Annotated in this window: 14 protein-coding genes; 7 read left to right on the top strand and 7 right to left on the bottom strand. The window is 70.9% G+C overall.

Translation table 11 applies throughout. The features are described from left to right. Positions 1–17 precede the first annotated feature (17 nt). Positions 18–1,421, top strand: a complete 1,404-nt coding sequence (locus ACZ60E_RS36520) for a M1 family metallopeptidase (RefSeq protein ID WP_469446176.1) — start codon at positions 18–20, stop codon at positions 1,419–1,421. A gap of 62 nt (positions 1,422–1,483) precedes the next feature. Here ACZ60E_RS36520 and ACZ60E_RS36515 read toward each other — a convergent pair whose 3' ends face one another. Together ACZ60E_RS36515 and ACZ60E_RS36510 are read right to left on the bottom strand one after the other, a co-directional pair. Continuing rightward, on the bottom strand, positions 1,484–1,999 hold the full coding sequence (locus tag ACZ60E_RS36515; RefSeq protein ID WP_469446174.1) for a GNAT family N-acetyltransferase: 516 nt from the start codon (positions 1,997–1,999) through the stop codon (positions 1,484–1,486). A gap of 446 nt (positions 2,000–2,445) precedes the next feature. Beyond that, positions 2,446–3,021, bottom strand: a complete 576-nt coding sequence (locus tag ACZ60E_RS36510) for a TerD family protein (RefSeq protein WP_328494927.1) — start codon at positions 3,019–3,021, stop codon at positions 2,446–2,448. A gap of 259 nt (positions 3,022–3,280) precedes the next feature. Between ACZ60E_RS36510 and arfB the strand changes: the two genes are divergently transcribed. Beyond that, complete coding sequence (arfB, locus tag ACZ60E_RS36505; RefSeq protein ID WP_469446172.1) at positions 3,281–3,709, top strand: alternative ribosome rescue aminoacyl-tRNA hydrolase ArfB; 429 nt, start codon at positions 3,281–3,283, stop codon at positions 3,707–3,709. 248 nt (positions 3,710–3,957) lie between these two features. On the opposite strand, the gene ACZ60E_RS36500 is transcribed toward arfB, so the two are convergent. After that, complete coding sequence (locus ACZ60E_RS36500) at positions 3,958–4,521, bottom strand: flavin reductase family protein (RefSeq protein ID WP_384811126.1); 564 nt, start codon at positions 4,519–4,521, stop codon at positions 3,958–3,960. A gap of 326 nt (positions 4,522–4,847) precedes the next feature. Between ACZ60E_RS36500 and cdgB the strand changes: the two genes are divergently transcribed. Both cdgB and ACZ60E_RS36490 read left to right on the top strand, forming a co-directional pair. Continuing rightward, positions 4,848–6,548: a diguanylate cyclase CdgB gene (cdgB, locus tag ACZ60E_RS36495; protein ID WP_384811128.1), complete on the top strand. Its 1,701-nt coding sequence runs from the start codon at positions 4,848–4,850 to the stop codon at positions 6,546–6,548. A 118-nt stretch (positions 6,549–6,666) separates the two neighbouring features. Continuing rightward, positions 6,667–7,665: a carbohydrate-binding protein gene (locus ACZ60E_RS36490; protein ID WP_384811131.1), complete on the top strand. Its 999-nt coding sequence runs from the start codon at positions 6,667–6,669 to the stop codon at positions 7,663–7,665. A 159-nt stretch (positions 7,666–7,824) separates the two neighbouring features. Here ACZ60E_RS36490 and ACZ60E_RS36485 read toward each other — a convergent pair whose 3' ends face one another. From ACZ60E_RS36485 to ACZ60E_RS36475, 3 genes are all read right to left on the bottom strand, one after another. After that, entirely contained in the window at positions 7,825–8,754 is a 930-nt protein-coding gene (locus ACZ60E_RS36485) for a 1-phosphofructokinase family hexose kinase (protein WP_469446170.1), read from the bottom strand. A gap of 118 nt (positions 8,755–8,872) precedes the next feature. After that, positions 8,873–10,045 carry an N-acetylglucosamine-6-phosphate deacetylase gene (gene nagA / locus ACZ60E_RS36480; RefSeq protein WP_469446169.1) on the bottom strand — a complete coding sequence of 391 codons (1,173 nt, stop codon included), beginning with the start codon at positions 10,043–10,045 and terminating at the stop codon, positions 8,873–8,875. After that, positions 10,042–10,983 (bottom strand): ROK family protein, encoded by a 942-nt coding sequence (locus tag ACZ60E_RS36475; RefSeq protein WP_453795452.1) that lies wholly within the window; start codon positions 10,981–10,983, stop codon positions 10,042–10,044. Before ACZ60E_RS36475 ends, nagA begins: the two co-directional genes overlap by 4 nt. Positions 10,984–11,165: 182 nt before the next feature. Here ACZ60E_RS36475 and ACZ60E_RS36470 point away from each other — a divergent pair, with 182 nt between their 5' ends. The 3 genes from ACZ60E_RS36470 (at position 11,166) to otsB (ending at position 13,709) form a co-directional block, all read left to right on the top strand. Next, positions 11,166–12,431 (top strand): extracellular solute-binding protein, encoded by a 1,266-nt coding sequence (locus ACZ60E_RS36470; protein ID WP_469446167.1) that lies wholly within the window; start codon positions 11,166–11,168, stop codon positions 12,429–12,431. A 142-nt stretch (positions 12,432–12,573) separates the two neighbouring features. Next, entirely contained in the window at positions 12,574–12,819 is a 246-nt protein-coding gene (locus tag ACZ60E_RS36465; protein WP_384811141.1) for a DUF3263 domain-containing protein, read from the top strand. A gap of 29 nt (positions 12,820–12,848) precedes the next feature. Next, a complete protein-coding gene (gene otsB, locus ACZ60E_RS36460; protein ID WP_453795454.1) occupies positions 12,849–13,709 on the top strand; it encodes a trehalose-phosphatase in 861 nt (286 codons plus the stop codon). Positions 13,710–13,861: 152 nt separating this feature from the next. On the opposite strand, the gene ACZ60E_RS36455 is transcribed toward otsB, so the two are convergent. Continuing rightward, positions 13,862–15,286 carry an alpha,alpha-trehalose-phosphate synthase (UDP-forming) gene (locus ACZ60E_RS36455; RefSeq protein ID WP_453795455.1) on the bottom strand — a complete coding sequence of 475 codons (1,425 nt, stop codon included), beginning with the start codon at positions 15,284–15,286 and terminating at the stop codon, positions 13,862–13,864. Between the last annotated feature and the right edge of the window lie 111 nt (positions 15,287–15,397).

The following is a 15,397-nucleotide window of genomic DNA, read 5'->3' as shown; positions in this document are numbered from 1 at the left end:
GTTCTAGGATCGCCCCCATGCCCCGGTCTGCTCGCTCTGGTCCTGTTGCCGTTCTGCTGGCTTGCCTGCTCGCCGGCTGCGACGGGGGTGTGGGGGGTGTCGCGGGGGGTTCCGGGGTGGGGGATCCGTACTTTCCCAAGGCGGGGAACGGGGGGTACGACGTGGCCCATTACGGGCTCGCGCTCGACTACGACCCGAAGTCCCGGCGGCTGGTGGGGAAGGCGGAGATCCGGGCTCGGGCCGAGAAGGACCTCAGCGCGTTCAACCTTGATCTCAAGGGAATGGAGGTCCGGTCCGTCGAGGTGGACGGGAAGCCCGCCCGGTTCAATCGCAGTGGTGATCACGAGTTGACCGTTCGGCCGCGCAAGGATCTCGACGGCGGGGATTCCTTTGTGACGGTCGTGCGCTACGAGGGAGTGCCGGAGGTCATCACCGATCCCGACGGGTCGGAGGAGGGGTGGCTGCCCACCGAGGACGGGGCTCTGGGGCTGGGGGAACCCACCGGGTCCATGGCGTGGTTTCCCGGGAACCACCACCCGAGCGACAAGGCGTCGTACGACATCGCGGTTACGGTGCCCGAGGGGCTGGAGGTCGTTTCCGTCGGGGAGTTGCGGAAGCGGACGGTCAAGGGTGGGCTGGCTGTCTTCGACTGGCGGGTTTCGGAGCCTGTGGCCTCCTATGTGGTGACCGTGGCGGTTGGGGAGTTCGATGTTCATCGGTCGATGGCTGGGCGGCTGCCTGTCTATGTGGCCGTGGATCCTGAGCAGGCGGCTGAGAGCGCCGAGGTGCTCGGTCGCATTCCCGAGGTCATGAAGTGGGCCGAGGACAATTTCGGGCCCTATCCCTTCTCGTCTACGGGCGCGATCGTGGAGCGGGAGGACGACGCCGGGTACGCCCTGGAGACCCAGAACCGGCCCGTGTTCCCCGGAGCGCCCGGCGTGGAGCTCCTCGTGCACGAGCTGGTCCATCAGTGGTACGGGAACTCCGTCACCCCGAAGTCGTGGCGTGACATGTGGCTGAACGAGGGCTTCGCCACGTACGCCGAGTGGATGTGGGACGAGGACCACGGCGGGGACTCCGTGCAGGACGTCTTCGACGCGCTGTACGAGGGGGATTACTTTGAGAAGGAGGCGGAGAGCGATGCCGTCTGGGCCTTTCCGCCCGCCCGGCCGGCGAGTGCCGCGCAGATCTCCGACAGTCCTGTGTACGAGCGGGGTGCCATGGTGCTGCACAAGGTGCGGCAGGCGGTCGGTGACGAGGTGTTCTTCGGCATCCTGCGGGGGTGGGCCGCCGAGCGGCGGCACGGCAACGCGGACACCGACGACTTCACCGCCTATGTGGAGAAGTCGGCGCCCGACGAGGATTTCTCGGGGATCTGGGACGACTGGTTGTACGGGAAAGGGCGGCCCGCGCGTCCCTGAGGCGCGTGCCCCGGCAGAGGGACAGAGGGACTGAGGGACAGAGGGACAGAGGGACTGAGGGGCTAGTTGAGGATTTTGCGTAGTACCGCGCAGGGGCGGCCCAGTTGGCGGTCCTTGCGGTGGCCGATCGTCTCGTAGCCGAGCGTCGTCCAGAAGGCGAAGGCGCCGGGGTTGTTGTCCAGGGCCGCCAGGCGCACGGCGTCCCGGCCCGCCTCGCGGAAGCGGTCCTCGATGCGTGCCGCCAGCCGCCGTCCGTGGCCCTTGCCCTGATGGGCCGCGTCGACCAGCAGCAGGCCGATCCACGGGTCGGGGTCGCCCGGGTCCGGATGGTGGGCGAGCGTGATCGCGATCGCGACGAGCTGTCCGGCGCTGCGGGCCTGGAGGACCTCCACGTCCGGGTTCGCCAGCTCGTCCGCCAGCGCCTTCGCGACCTGCTCCGGACGGATGTCGTGCGGGTCGGGGAAGTCGCCGCTGAGGGCGTAGAACGCGTGGTTCGAGGCGTAGAGCGCGGTGAGTTCGGTCAGGAGGGGGCCCGGCAGGTCGTGGTCCGGGGTGAGGAGTAGCGGTTCGAGGATCACGCGGCGAAGGGTAGGCGCTCCGCTGGGGGTCGGGGAGGCGGGTGCGTTCGGTTCGGGTGCGGATTTGGGTGCGGGTCCGGTGGGGGCTGGGCGCGCCGTTCCCCGCGCCCCTTCGGGGCGCCGGTGTGACCGAGACCCGTGTTCCTTTGGGGCGCCGGTGCGGGGGGGGTCTGTATGACCGAGGGGTGGGGGGGGGGGGGGGGGGGGGCCCGCCCCCCCCCGGGGGGGGGGGGGGGGGTTTATGAGTTTTTAGGGTATTATGAGAGGGTTCGCCCGGCCGGGCGCGGGGGGGACCCGGCGCCCCCGCCCCCGCCCCCCTTCGGCGCGCGGGGGTCACTTCTCCCGTGTTCCATTTGGGGCCCGGGTGGGGGGGGGGTCTGTTTGACCGAGGGGTCCGGTCCGGCTGCAGCCGGACCGGACCCCTCGAATGTCGTGCGCGTGCTGGATCAGACGTTGACGCCGAAGTCCTTCGCGATGCCCGTCAGGCCGGACGCGTAGCCCTGGCCGACCGCGCGGAACTTCCACTCGGCGCCGTTGCGGTACAGCTCGCCGAAGACCATGGCCGTCTCCGTGGCCGCGTCCTCGGAGAGGTCGTAGCGGGCGATCTCGGTGCCGCCGGCCTGGTTCACGATGCGGATGTACGCGTTGCGGACCTGGCCGAAGTTCTGCGAGCGCGTCTCGGCGTCGTAGATCGAGACCGGGAAGACGATCTTGTCGACGTCGGCGGGGAGGCCCGCGAGGTTGACGTTGATCGCCTCGTCGTCGCCGGCGCCCTCACCCGTGCGGTTGTCGCCCGTGTGGACGATCGTCTGGTCCGGGGTCTGCTTGTTGTTGAAGAAGATGAAGTGGGCGTCCGAGTAGACCTTGCCCTCGGGGTTGACCGCGATGGCCGAGGCGTCCAGGTCGAAGTCGGTTCCCGTGGTGGAGCGGACGTCCCAGCCGAGGCCCACGGTGACGGCGGTCAGGCCCGGAGCCTCCTTGGTGAGCGAGACGTTGCCACCCTTGGACAGGCTTACAGCCATTGTTGGGAGTCCTTCCCTCGTTATTCGTGCGTACGGATCGTGCGGTGCTGCGCGTCGGGCTTCGTACGGGACGAAGCTACCGCCATCCCTAAGAACGCCGATGGGGGTCCCCAGGGTTCCGCTCCTCTTTACTTTCTTTACCTGCGGGGTCGGCGGGCCGCGACCGGGGGGCCGGGGCGCGGGGCGGGGGCGGGTCGGTGACCGTTCCGGTGCAGAAAAGCTGGTGACGTGGACCGGACAGACAAGGGACCATGGGTCCATGTCCGGTCCCTACGTCATCCGTGGCTCCGTCTCGCTGCCCGAGGCCGAGCTGATGTGGCGTTTCTCGCGCTCCTCCGGGCCGGGCGGCCAGCACGTCAACACGACCGACTCGCAGGTCGAACTGCGCTTCGACCTCGCGAAGACCCGGTCGCTGCCGCCGGTGTGGAAGGAGCGCGCACTCGCCAAGCTCGCCGACCGGCTGGTCGACGGGGTCGTCGCCGTGCGCGCCTCCGAGCACCGGTCCCAGTGGCGCAACCGGGAGACGGCGGCCGTGCGGCTCGCCTCCCTGCTCGCCGAGGCCAGCGCCCCGCCGCCCAGGACCCGCCGCGCCACCCGTATTCCGCGGGGAATCAATGAGCGCCGGCTTCGCGAGAAGAAACAGCGGGGCGACACGAAGCGCGGGCGTTCCGGGCGCGACTGGGGGTGAGGAAAGGGGTGTCGGTAGGCCCGGCACTTCTTCCGGCTCTTCGCCCTGTGCTTCTCCTGGTCCTTGCCCCGGCGCTTCTTCCGGCACCTCTTTCTTCTTGGCGCTCTGCCGCCACGCTTGTACCGCCCGGCGCGTGTTTTCTGACGGCTGAAGAAAAGCCCGGAGAAAAGCGAGGCGGGCACATGCCCGGCTTCACATTCGTACACGGTCGTTCGCGCTCGAATCCCCGGCGGGGTGCCGGGAAAGGCCTAGTCCAACTGCCGGTAGCGGCCCCGGAAATACGCGAGCGGGCCGCCTTCGGAGGTCGGCAGCGAGGACGTCAGGACCCGGCCGATCACCAGCGTGTGGTCGCCCGCGGTGATCCGCTGTTCGGTGCGGCACTCCAGGGTCGCCAGGGCGCCGTCGAGCAGGGGCGCGCCGGACTCCTTCCCGCGGACGTACGGCACGTCGGCGAAGAGCAGGCGGTCCGAGATGCGGTTCTTCATGGCGAAGCGGCTCGCGACGGAACTCTGGCCCTCGGCCAGCAGGGAGACGGCCCACAGGGGCTGTTCGTCGAGCAGGTCGTCCATGCGGGAGCCCTCGCGCAGGCCGATGAGGACGAGGGGCGGGTCCAGGGACACGGACATGAAGGAGGTCGCCGTCATGCCGACGTCCTCGCCGCTCGGGCCGTCCGGGTAGGCCTGCGGCTCGTGCGCGGTCACCAGGACCACGCCGGCGGCCAGCCGGGACATGGCCGCGCGGAACTCGTCGTTGCTCACCCCCACAGCATGCACGGGCGGGGCGGTCGGAGCGGCAGAGGGAGTGTTCAGCACACGAAGACGCTATTCTCCGCCGACGGTGGACACATCCGACCAACGTCGGAACCGGGTCCTAGGACTGAAGTGGGAGTGTGACCCGTATCTCTTACCAGGCGCGCGCACATGTTCCACAAATTTGCGTTCAGTAAACGCACCGCGAAAACACAGAAACTCTACTCAATTGTTCATCTTCACCTGTGACTTGAGTCACAGGTGCCATATTTTGTTGACCCTGTGTACCGAGTGGGCAGCGCGCTGTGATTCAGTGGCGGGGAAGCTGGCAGGGAGTAGGCGGGGAGAGAGCCCTGGAGTTGCTGTCGAGGTCTTCGAGGGGAGGGCGAATGGAGACCGAGTCGGAGCCGTACGTCCGCCTTGCGACCCTGCGGCAGCTGCACACGGTCATGGCGGACATGAACACGGCCCGCAGCCTGGCCGACACGCTGCAGACCGTGGCCGACGGAGTCGTCAACGGCCTCGGCTACGAACTGGCCGCCGTCAACCTCGTCCAGCCCGACGGCGACCTGGTGGTCGCCGCCCTCGCGGGCAACTCCGCCGCCGAAGCGCTCATCACCGGCCGCACGGGCTCCCGCGAATCCTGGGAACGCCGGCTGAACATGGGCGAGGCGTGGGGCGACCTGCGGTTCATACCGCACACCGAGGGCTGGGTCCTCGACGAGGACGACGTCCCGCAGTGGTACACCGACGGCCCCGAACCGCGCTTCGAGGACGAGTGGCACCCCGCCGACCGGCTGTTCGCCCCGATGTACACCCCGAGCGTCCCCGGCGGCTCCTGCGGTGAGCTGATAGGCGTCCTGTCCGTGGACCGTCCGCGCAACGGACGGCATCCGGGCGCATGGGGCCGCGAGGCCCTGCAGATGTACGCGTTCCAGGCCGCCATAGCCATCAGCAACGCGCGTCTGCGAGCCAACATGCAGCGCGCGCTGGTCCGCCTGGAGCGCGAGCAGCAGGCGCTGCGGGCCAGCGAGGAATCCTTCCGGCAGGCCTTCGAGTACGCGCCCTCCGGCATGGCCGTCGCCGAGATGGGCGGCGACCAGCACGGCCGGATCCTGCGGACGAACGACGCGCTGTGCCGGCTCCTGGGCCGCCCCGCCTCCTCGATGCGCCGCTACGCGTTCTCCGACCTCGTCCACCCCGAGGACATCGGCACCCTGCTCAGGACCTCCGCCGAGGGCGGGCGCGCCGAGCTGAGGCTCTGTCGCCGCGACGGTACGTACGTGTGGGTGTCGCTGCGCAACAGCGTGGTCGCGGACGCCGCCGACGGGCCGCGCTTCCTGCTCACCCACGTCGAGGACATCGAGGAGCGCAAGCGCCGCGAGCTGCAGCTCGCCCACCGCGCCTCCCACGACTCGCTCACCGGCCTGCCGAACTCCGCGGAGCTGCGCTCCCGGCTCGCCGCCCGGCTGTGCGCCCGCCCCACGGCGATGGAACCCGGCGTGGTCGACACGATCGACGCGGCGTACGGGGAAGTGGTGGCCGCGCGCAACGCGAGCGCCAACGGCTACGACGTGAACGCCTACGACGTGAACGGGCACGGCTTCGACTACCGGCCGGTCCCGGACGCCCTGGACGCGTACGACCACCATGTGCACACCGTCACCCCCGAGGGGGAGCGCGACGACGGCACGAAGGGGCTCGCGGTGCTCTTCTGCGACCTCGACGGCTTCAAGTCGATCAACGACCGCTTCGGGCACAACGCCGGTGACTACGTGCTGATCGAGGTGGCCCGCAGACTGGGCGGAGCCGTTCGCGACGGGGACACGGTCGCCCGGCTCGGCGGCGACGAGTTCGTGGTGCTCGCCGACGGCCTCGGCCGGGCCGACGCGGAGGACCTCGCGGTGCGGCTGCGCAACGAGATAATCCAGCCGATCAGGGTCGACGGACGGGCCATGCGGGTCGGCGCCAGCTTCGGTATCGGGTGGGCACATTGCGGCATGACGGCGGACGAGGTCTTGCAGTCCGCTGACGAGCGGATGTACGTAGAGAAACGTTCTCGTCCCAAAGCGCACAGGCGTGCGGGCTGATCCGCAGGTCAGCGCTGTCATGCGAGCTGAGTCACCCGTTTGGGGCATCGGAACCGGGTAGGCTCGCCTTTCGATCCCCCGTACCGCATCTGTACCGCACCCGCTAGGAGACCAAGGGATGACGCCCGGCAACAACGGCGCGAGCACGCCCGAGGACGACGACCCGTTCGGCTATCTGTACGAGGACGGGAAGGCCGCCGGAGCCCAGCCGCCGAGCGGCGGTGGTGGTTACGGCTACCCCGGCTCGGTCAACCGGGTGCGTCCGGTCGGTGAGCGCCAGTACGGTCAGTCCGCCGCGCAGGCCGCCGCCGCCCCCACCGCGCAGTACGGGCAGGTGCCGCAGCAGCAGGGCACGTACGGGCAGCAGGGGCAGCAAGGGCAGTACGGGCAGCCGAACGCGAACTACGCCACCTCCGAGAACTTCTCCGGCGGCGCGCCCACCACGCACCAGCAGACGCACGGCGGCCGGGGCGGTGGCGGCCGGGGCCGCGGGCCCAACACCAAGGGGCTGCTGATCGGCGCCGTCGCCGTGGTCGCGGCCGTGGTGATCGGCATCGCCATCGCGATGACGGGCGGTGACTCGGACGACGACAAGAGCGGCGACGACACCGCGGGTCCGACCACGTCGGCCGGCCAGAGCGCCGAGCCGAGCGAGACGTCCAGCAAGGAGGCCGACGAGCCGGCCGAGCTGCCCGACATCGACGCGAAGGCCCTGAAGCTCGGCGCCGGTGTGACGACCGCCTCGGACATCGAGGGCGCGAGCGCGGCGGGCGGCATCTACGTGACCGGCCTCAACCAGGTCGGCGCCGAGGTCACCTGGACCGTCAACGGCATCCCGAAGGCCGGTACGTACACCGTCTTCACGAAGTACAGCGTCCCCGGCAAGGACGCGAAGATGACGCTCACCGTGAACGGCAAGGAGTTCGGCACCAAGCTGAACCTCGGCAACTTCGCGAACGCCAAGGAGAACGAGTGGGAGAAGGGGTGGACGGAGACCTACTCCTGGCCCACTCTCACCAAGGGCACGAACACGATCTCCATCTCCTGCCAGGAGGGCGACGACTGTGACGTGCTCCTCGACCAGCTCCGGCTGAAGGCCGGGCAGGTCAAGAACTGAGCGTTGATTCTGGCGGTTCCGCTTGCCGCGGCGGGGTCCGGATTCGGGTGCGGGTCCGGTGGGGGCTGGTCGCGCCGTTCCCCGCGCCCCCATCAGGGGCGCGGGGAACTGCGCGATCAGCCCCCACCGGCCGGCACGCGGCGGACGAGCCGCGGAGCGCTACGCCGCGGTCGTCTGGCTCGTCACGGATATGCGGGCCAGCAACTCCTCGTAAGCCGCGTGGTCGAACTCCCCGGCCACGGGGGCCAGTACCGTCGCCGCGGACAGCGCGACCGCCCGTGCCAGGCGGTCCGGCCACGGCAGTTTCTCCACCAGGCCCGACAGCAGGCCCGCGACCGCGGAGTCCCCGGCGCCCGTCGGATTGCCGCGGACCGGCCGGGGCGGGGCCGCGCGCCAGTCGCCCTCGGGCGTGCGGGCCAGCAGCCCCTCCGCGCCGAGGGACGCCACGACCGCGTGCGCCCCACGCCGGCGCGCGTCACGCGTGGCCTGCGACGGGTCGTGCGAGCCGGTCAGCTCGGCCAGTTCGTCCGCGTTCGGCTTGACGACGTCGGGGCGGGCCGCGATCCCCCGCCGCAACGGCTCCCCGCTGGTGTCGAGCAGCACCGGAACCGCCAACGCCCGAGCGGTGCGCACGAGTTGGGCGTACGCCCCGACCGGCACCCCGGGCGGCAGGCTGCCGCACAGGGCCACCGCGGAGCAGGACCGCAGCAGAACCTCGTACGTCTCCTGGAAGTCGGCCCACTCGGCGGGGGTGATCTCCGGGCCCGGTTCGTTGAGCTGAGTCGTGTCACCGGTCGTGGTGTCGGCCACCGCGATCGTGCGGCGGGTCGAGCCGCTCACCGGGACCAGCGCGTCGACGACATCCGGTGTCCGCGCGAGCCCGGCCCGCAGGGCCCGCCCGGTGACGCCGCCCACGAAGCCCGTCACGGTCACCTCGTGGCCGAGGGCCGCGAGCACCCGGGCCACGTTCAGGCCCTTCCCGCCGGGCCGTTCGGTCATCTCGTCGACCCGGTGGGACGTGTGGGGCCGCAACTCCCGTACGCGGTACGTGATGTCGAGAGCGGTGTTCAGCGTGACCGTGAGAATCACCTGGGCCTGCCTCCCTCGATGTGGACGCGCTCGCCTGGTGTGCGTGCGGGTGCCACGGGTGTGCTCGTCCGAAAGTCCGATCATGCCAAAGGCAACGGCGGTCGGCCCAGCCCCCGGCTCAGGCGGTCTGAGGTTCGACCAGCCATGCGCCCTGGCGCATCACACCCCTGACCTCGAAAGCGGAGTCCAGGACCACCAGGTCGGCGTCCTTGCCCGGCTCCAGCGAACCCACCCGGTCGTACAGGCCCAACTGCCGTGCCGGATTGGCGGAGATGGCCGCGACGACGTCCTCGACGGGCAGCCGGTCCACGGTCACCGCGCGCTTGAAGGCCCGGTCCAGGGTGAGCGTGGAGCCCGCGATCGAGCCGCCCTCCACCAGCCGCGCCACGCCGTCCGCGACCTCGACCTCCAGCGGGCCGAGCATGTAACGGCCGTCGCCGAAGCCCGCCGCGTCCATCGCGTCCGTGATGAACGCCACCCGCCCGCCGCCCGCGTGATGGAACGCCAACTGCAGGGAGGCCGGGTGGAGATGGACGCCGTCGTTGATCAGCTCGACGGTGATCCGCTCGTCCTCCAGCAGGGCCGCGATCGGGCCCGGGGTGCGGTGGCCGAGCACGGGCATCGCGTTGAACAGGTGCGTCGCCACGGTCGCGCCCGCGTCGATGGCCTCCACCGTCTGCTCGTACGTGGCGTCCGTGTGCCCGATCGCCGCGATGACGCCGTGCTCGACGAGCAGGCGTACGGAGTCGATGCCGCCCGGCAGTTCGGTGGCGAGGGTGACCATACGGGCCTGGCCGCGCGCCGCGTCGATCAGTTTGCGGACCTCCGACGGGTCGGGGTCGCGCAGCAGCTTCTCGGAGTGCGCTCCCTTGCGGCACGGGGAGATGAACGGGCCCTCGAAGTGGACGCCCGCGATGTCGCCCTGCTCGGCCAGTTCGGAGAGCAGTCCCGCGCGCTGGGCCAGACCGTCCATGTCGCCGGTGACCGTGGAGGCGACGAGGGTCGTCGTGCCGTGCGCGCGGTGGGTGCGGATGCCCTTGAGGATCTCCTCGACCGTGCCCGAGGTGAAGGAGGCTCCGCCGCCGCCGTGGTTGTGCATGTCCACGAAGCCGGGGACCACGTAGTGGTTGCGCAGGTCCACCGTGGGGGTGCCCTCGGGAGCGCTCCCGGCGATGCGGGTGCCGTCGATGATCACGCGGCCGTCGGGCACGGTGCCGGTGGGGAGAACCACGGTCGCGCCGGTGAGGATCGTCGGGTGCGGGCCGGTGGGAGACATGCGCTCAGTGGTCATCGGGCGGATACCTCCGAAGTGGTGGCCAGCAGGTCCCAGGCGAGGAGGCCCGCACCGAGGCAGCCGGCCGTGTCTCCGAGTGCCGCGGGGACGATGGACGGCAGTTTCTGGAAGGTGACGCGCCGCTCGACCGCGGCCCGCAGTGGTGTGAACAAGGTTTCCCCCGCCTCGGCGAGACCGCCACCGATGATCAGGATGCGCGGGTCCAGCAGAGTGAGCGCGGTGACGAGTCCGTCGGCGAGCGCGTCCACCGCGTCCTGCCAGACCGCCCGCGCGCGGGGGTCGCCCGAGTCGACGGCCTTCGCGCAGTCCGCCGCGTCCGCGTCCCGGTCGCCGGAGGCCTCGGCCCATGCCTCGCTGACCGCGGCGGCCGACGCGTACCGCTCCAGACAGCCGTGCTGCCCGCACGGACAGGGGGCGCCCCCGGGGCGTACGACGACATGGCCGATCTCGCCCGCGAAACCGTGCGCGCCCGCCTCCACCCGGCCGTCGATGCCGATCGCGCCGGCGATGCCCGTGCCCAGCGGGACGAACAGGAAGCGGTCCGCTCCCCGGCCGGCGCCGATCCGGCCCTCGGCGAGGCCACCGGTGCGTACGTCGTGGCCGAGGGCGACCGGTGCCCCGTACAACCGTTCGCTGAGGAGCTTGCGCAGCGGTACGTCGCGCCAGCCGAGGTTGGCCGCGTAGGCGGCGATGCCGCGGTCGGCGTCCACGATGCCGGGGACGGCGACGCCCGCCGCCGCCGCGGGCTCGCCGAGGTGCTCCTCGCCGTGCGCGCGCAGGTCGGCGGCGAAGGCGAGGATCGACTCGACGACCGAGTCCGGGCCGCGCTCCCGGCCCGTCGAGCGGCGGGCCTGATGCAGCAGCTCGCCGTCCGCCCCCACGAGGGCGGCCTTCATTCCGGTGCCGCCCACATCCAGGGCGATGACGTGTCTCACACGTACAGTGTCGCCCCTTACCCCGTGAGAGGTCTAGTCCACTCACGTGGTGTAGACCTTAGAGCGAAAATTGCGATTCGAAAGTTTGGGATCGCATGAGCGAATCGGTGTGATACGCGGGCACTTGGGCACGCGGACGCCCGGGTGCGCTCATCGGACGAACAGGGTTGGGGACGGCTGTAGTGCAGCGGCGAGTGACAAGTCTGATCGCGGTGGCGTCCGCACTGGGTGTGACCGCGGCCCTCGGAGGCTGCGGAAGTTCCGCCGGATCCGGGGACGTCACACTGAAACTCGTGGCGGCCGACTACGGCGACTCCAAGGCGAACAGCTCACAGAAGTACTGGGACAAACTGACCCAGGCCTATGAGGCGAAGCACCCCGGCGTCGACGTCGAGGTCAGCGTCTACTCCTGGAACGACGTGGACGCCAAGGTCAAGGCCATGGTCGACGCGGGCACCCCGCCCGACCTGGCGCAGGTCGGCGCGTACGCCGACTACGCCGACGCGGGGGAGCTCTACCGCGCGGGCGACGTGCTCTCCATAGACACCCAGGCCGACTTCGTGTCACAGCTGTCCGCGGCGGGAGAGATAAACCGGACGCAGTACGGCATGCCGTTCGCCTCCTCCACCCGGCTGCTCTTCTACAACAAGACCCTCTTCGCCGACGCCGGCCTCACCCCGCCGGAGAGCTGGAGCGACCTCGCCTCCGACGCGGCGGCCCTCAAGGCCAAGGGCGTGAAGTACCCGTACGCGCTGCCGCTGGGGCCGGAGGAGGCGCAGGCCGAGACCCTGATGTGGCTGCTCAGCGGCGGCGACGGGTACACCGACACGGTCGGCTCCTACAGCCTCGACTCCCCGCAGAACATCGACACCTTCACCTGGCTCAAGGAAGAGCTCGTCGACAAGGGCCTTACCGGGCCCGTCGCGCCCGCGAAGCTCAACCGCGCGGACGCCTTCGCGGCGTTCACCCGCGGCGAGGTCGGCATGCTCAACGGCCATCCCACGCTGATGCAGGCCGCCGCGGCGAAGGGCGTGAAGTTCGGCATGGTGCCGATGCCCGGCGCCAAGGGGCGTTCCAAGGCCACGATGGGTGTCGCCGACTGGATGATGGCGTTCAAGAAGAACGGGCACGCGCAGCAGATCGGGGAATTCCTCGACTACGTGTACAGCGACGAGAACGTCCTTGAGTTCTCCCACGAGTACGACCTGCTGCCCGTGACGACGTCCGCGTCCGAGGCGATGGCCCTCGACAAGGACGACGCCGACCTCGTCGACTTCCTCGGCGAGCTGCCCAACGCCGAGCTGTATCCCGTGGGGCAGACGTCCTGGTCCGCGGTCAGCGCGGACATCAAGCAGCGGATCGGTGAGGCGGTGAGTCCGCAGGGGGATCCGGGGGCCGTGCTGGGGCAGTTGCAGCGGGCTGCTTCCGCCGCCCAGAACGCGGGGTGACTCCGTCGGGTGCGGGGATGGGTGGGTGCGGGTCCGGTGGGGGCTGGTCGCGCCGTTCCCCGCGCCCCTAAAGGCGAAAAGCGACAAGATTGCGCCGTTCCCCGCGCCCCTGGAGGGGTGGGGCAGCGGTTAGCTTGTCGGTATGGGCATGGGTGATGAAGGGCTGACCGCGCAGGAGCGGGACGTGCTTGCGTTGGAGGGGCGGGGGTGGGAGTCGCCCGGGGCCAAGGAGCGGGCTGTCCGGGAGGAGCTGGGGATCGCGCCGGTGCGCTACTACCAGTTGCTGAACGCCCTGCTGGACGCGGAGCGGGCCCTCGCGTACGACCCGGTGACGGTCAACCGCCTGCGGCGCGTCCGCGAGGTACGCAGGAGCGAGCGCGAGGCATAAGACGCCACCTCGGCGGATAGGGTCGCAGCATGGCCAGTCACCCCGACCCATCGTCGCTGCCGAGCCCCGTGACCACGGCGGGCCGAGACGGCCTCGCCGCCATCCTCGCGCGGCCCCACAAGGCTGTCCTCGCCTTCGACTTCGACGGCACGCTCGCGCCGATCGTCCCCGACCCCGAACAGGCCCGCGCCCACCCGGACGCCGTACCGGCCCTGGCGGCGCTGGCCCCGAAGGTGGCGTCGGTGGCCGTCGTCACCGGCAGGCCGGCGTCGGTCGCCGTGCGGTACGGCGGCTTCGCCGGTGTCCCCGGCCTCGACCACCTCGTCGTGCTCGGCCACTACGGGGCGGAGCGCTGGGACGCGGTCACCGGTACGGTCCGGGCCCCCGCGCCGCACCCCGGCGTGGCCGCCGCCCGCGCCGAACTGCCCGGCTTCCTCGACGGCATCGGCGCCTGGCAGGGCAGCTGGATCGAGGAGAAGGGCAGGGCCGTCGCGGTCCACACCCGCCGGGCCCAGGACCCGCAGGCCGCCTTCGAGGCACTGCGCGAACCGCTGGCCCGGCTGGCCCAGAAACACGGTCTGATCGTCGAACCGGGGCGGCTGGTACTGGAGTTGCGTCCGGCGGGGATGGACAAGGGCGTCGCCCTCGGCGAGTACGTGCGCGAGGTCGGCGCCGAGTCCGTCATGTACGTCGGCGACGACCTCGGCGACCTGCCGGCCTTCGCCGCCGTGGAAAAACTCCGCTCCGACGGCATCCCGGGCCTCCTGATCTGCAGCGGCAGCAACGAGGTGACGGAACTGACCGACCGCGCAGACCTGGTGGTGGACGGCCCGGAGGGCGTCACCCGACTGCTCACGGCCCTGGCCACCCACTTGGCACCGCCCCGCTAGGGGCGCAGCCCCCAAGGGGCGCGGGGAACGGCGCAGTCTTGTCGCTTTTCGCCTTTAGGGGCGCGGGGAACGGCGCATTCTTTTGCTTTTAAGGGGCGCGGGGAACTGCGCGACCAGCCCCCACCGAGCCCGCAGATCACCACGACCCGGCGTCAGCCAACCGCCCCCGCGGAGCGCAGCGCGTGCAACTGGTCGAGAAACCACTGCGCCGGAGGCAACGCGGTGGCGGCCACAGCCAACCGCTTGGTCCGCTCGGCCCGCTCAGCAAGCGGCACGGTCAACGCCTCGTGCAACGCCTCCGCGGTGGACGAGACGTCGTACGGGTTCACGACAACCGCGTCCTCGCCCAACTCCTCGTACGCCCCCGCCTCCCGCGACAGCACCAGCACGCACCCGTCGTCGGACACGACAGGCACCTCCTTCGCGACGAGGTTCATCCCGTCGCGGATGGGGTTCACGAGGGCCACGTCGGCCAGCCGGTACGCCGCCAGTGAGCGCGCGAAGTCGTCCTTCACGTGCAGTACGACCGGCGTCCAGTCGGCCGTCCCGTACACGGAGTTGATCTCGTCGGCGACCCGCTGCACCTCGGCCGTGTAGTCGCGGTACACCGCCAGGTCCTGCCGCGACGGGTACGCGAACGCCACGTGCACCACCCGCTCGCGCCACTCGGGCCGGTCGTCCAGCAGCTGCCGGTACGCCAGCAGGCCGCGCACGATGTTCTTGGACAGCTCGGTCCGGTCCACCCGGACGATGGTCCTGCGGGCGCTGCCGTCGGGCGCGGTGCCGATCTGCTCGCGCAGCGCGGCCATCCGCTCGTCGACGTCCGCGCGGTGCGAGCGCTCGCGCAGGAAGTCCGCGTCGGCGCCGAGCCCGTGCACGCCGATCTGCGTGTCCGGGGCGAAGTCGTCCCCCAGTACGGCCCGGCAGCACTCCGTGAACGCGTCCGCCCACCGCCGGGTGAGGAACGCGGCCCGGTCGGCGCCGAGGATCCCGTCGAGGACCTTCGCCGCGATGTCGTCAGGGAGGAGCCGGAAGTAGTCCGGCGGGGCCCACGGGGTGTGCGAGAAGTGCCCGATCCGCAGGTCGGGACGGAGCTCGCGGAGCATCCGCGGCACGAGCGTCAGGTGGTAGTCCTGTACGAGGACCGCGGCGCCGTCCGCCGCCTCCTCGGCCAGTGCCTCGGCGAAGGCCTGGTTGTACGTCTCGTAGGCCGCCCACCGGCGCCGGAACTCCGCGTCGAAGACGGGTTCCAGGGGGGTCTGGTAGAGCATGTGGTGGACGAACCACAGCGCGGAGTTCGCGATGCCGTTGTACGCGGCCGCGTGGGTGTCGGCGTCGATGTCGAGCATCCGGACGCCGTCCTCGCCCACGCCGCGCCGGACGGCCTCGCGGTCGCCGTCGTCCAGGGCCGAGCAGACCCACAGGGCGCCGGCGTCGGGGCCGATGGCGGAGAGGCCCGACACGAGTCCGCCTCCGCCGCGCTTGGCGGTGAGCTCGCCGGACTCGTCCTTCGTGTACGAGACCGGGCCGCGGTTGGACGCGACGAGGACGGGGTGTTTGCCGTGGGTGGGAGCCATGACTCGAAATCTAGCCGCAGCGCTATCCGCTCAAACGTTCCCACTGGCCGCGGAGGGGAGACCGTGGGTCGGCGGGGGCGTGCCGCGCAGTTCCCCGCGCCCCTAAAAGCG

The sequence above is a fragment of the Streptomyces sp. NPDC102514 genome, assembly GCF_055584525.1.
This window is presented reverse-complemented; position numbering and strand designations above follow the sequence as displayed.

Excerpts from the sequence above, each read along its gene's own strand:
- ACZ60E_RS36520 (WP_469446176.1), top strand. The coding sequence starts at position 18 with ATGCCCCGGTCTGCTCGCTCTGGTCCTGTTGCCGTTCTGCTGGCTTGC.
- ACZ60E_RS36510 (WP_328494927.1), bottom strand. The coding sequence starts at position 3,021 with ATGGCTGTAAGCCTGTCCAAGGGTGGCAACGTCTCGCTCACCAAGGAG.
- arfB (WP_469446172.1), top strand. The coding sequence starts at position 3,281 with ATGTCCGGTCCCTACGTCATCCGTGGCTCCGTCTCGCTGCCCGAGGCC.
- cdgB (WP_384811128.1), top strand. The coding sequence starts at position 4,848 with ATGGAGACCGAGTCGGAGCCGTACGTCCGCCTTGCGACCCTGCGGCAG.
- ACZ60E_RS36490 (WP_384811131.1), top strand. The coding sequence starts at position 6,667 with ATGACGCCCGGCAACAACGGCGCGAGCACGCCCGAGGACGACGACCCG.
- nagA (WP_469446169.1), bottom strand. The coding sequence starts at position 10,045 with ATGACCACTGAGCGCATGTCTCCCACCGGCCCGCACCCGACGATCCTC.
- ACZ60E_RS36465 (WP_384811141.1), top strand. The coding sequence starts at position 12,574 with ATGGGCATGGGTGATGAAGGGCTGACCGCGCAGGAGCGGGACGTGCTT.
- otsB (WP_453795454.1), top strand. The coding sequence starts at position 12,849 with ATGGCCAGTCACCCCGACCCATCGTCGCTGCCGAGCCCCGTGACCACG.
- ACZ60E_RS36455 (WP_453795455.1), bottom strand. The coding sequence starts at position 15,286 with ATGGCTCCCACCCACGGCAAACACCCCGTCCTCGTCGCGTCCAACCGC.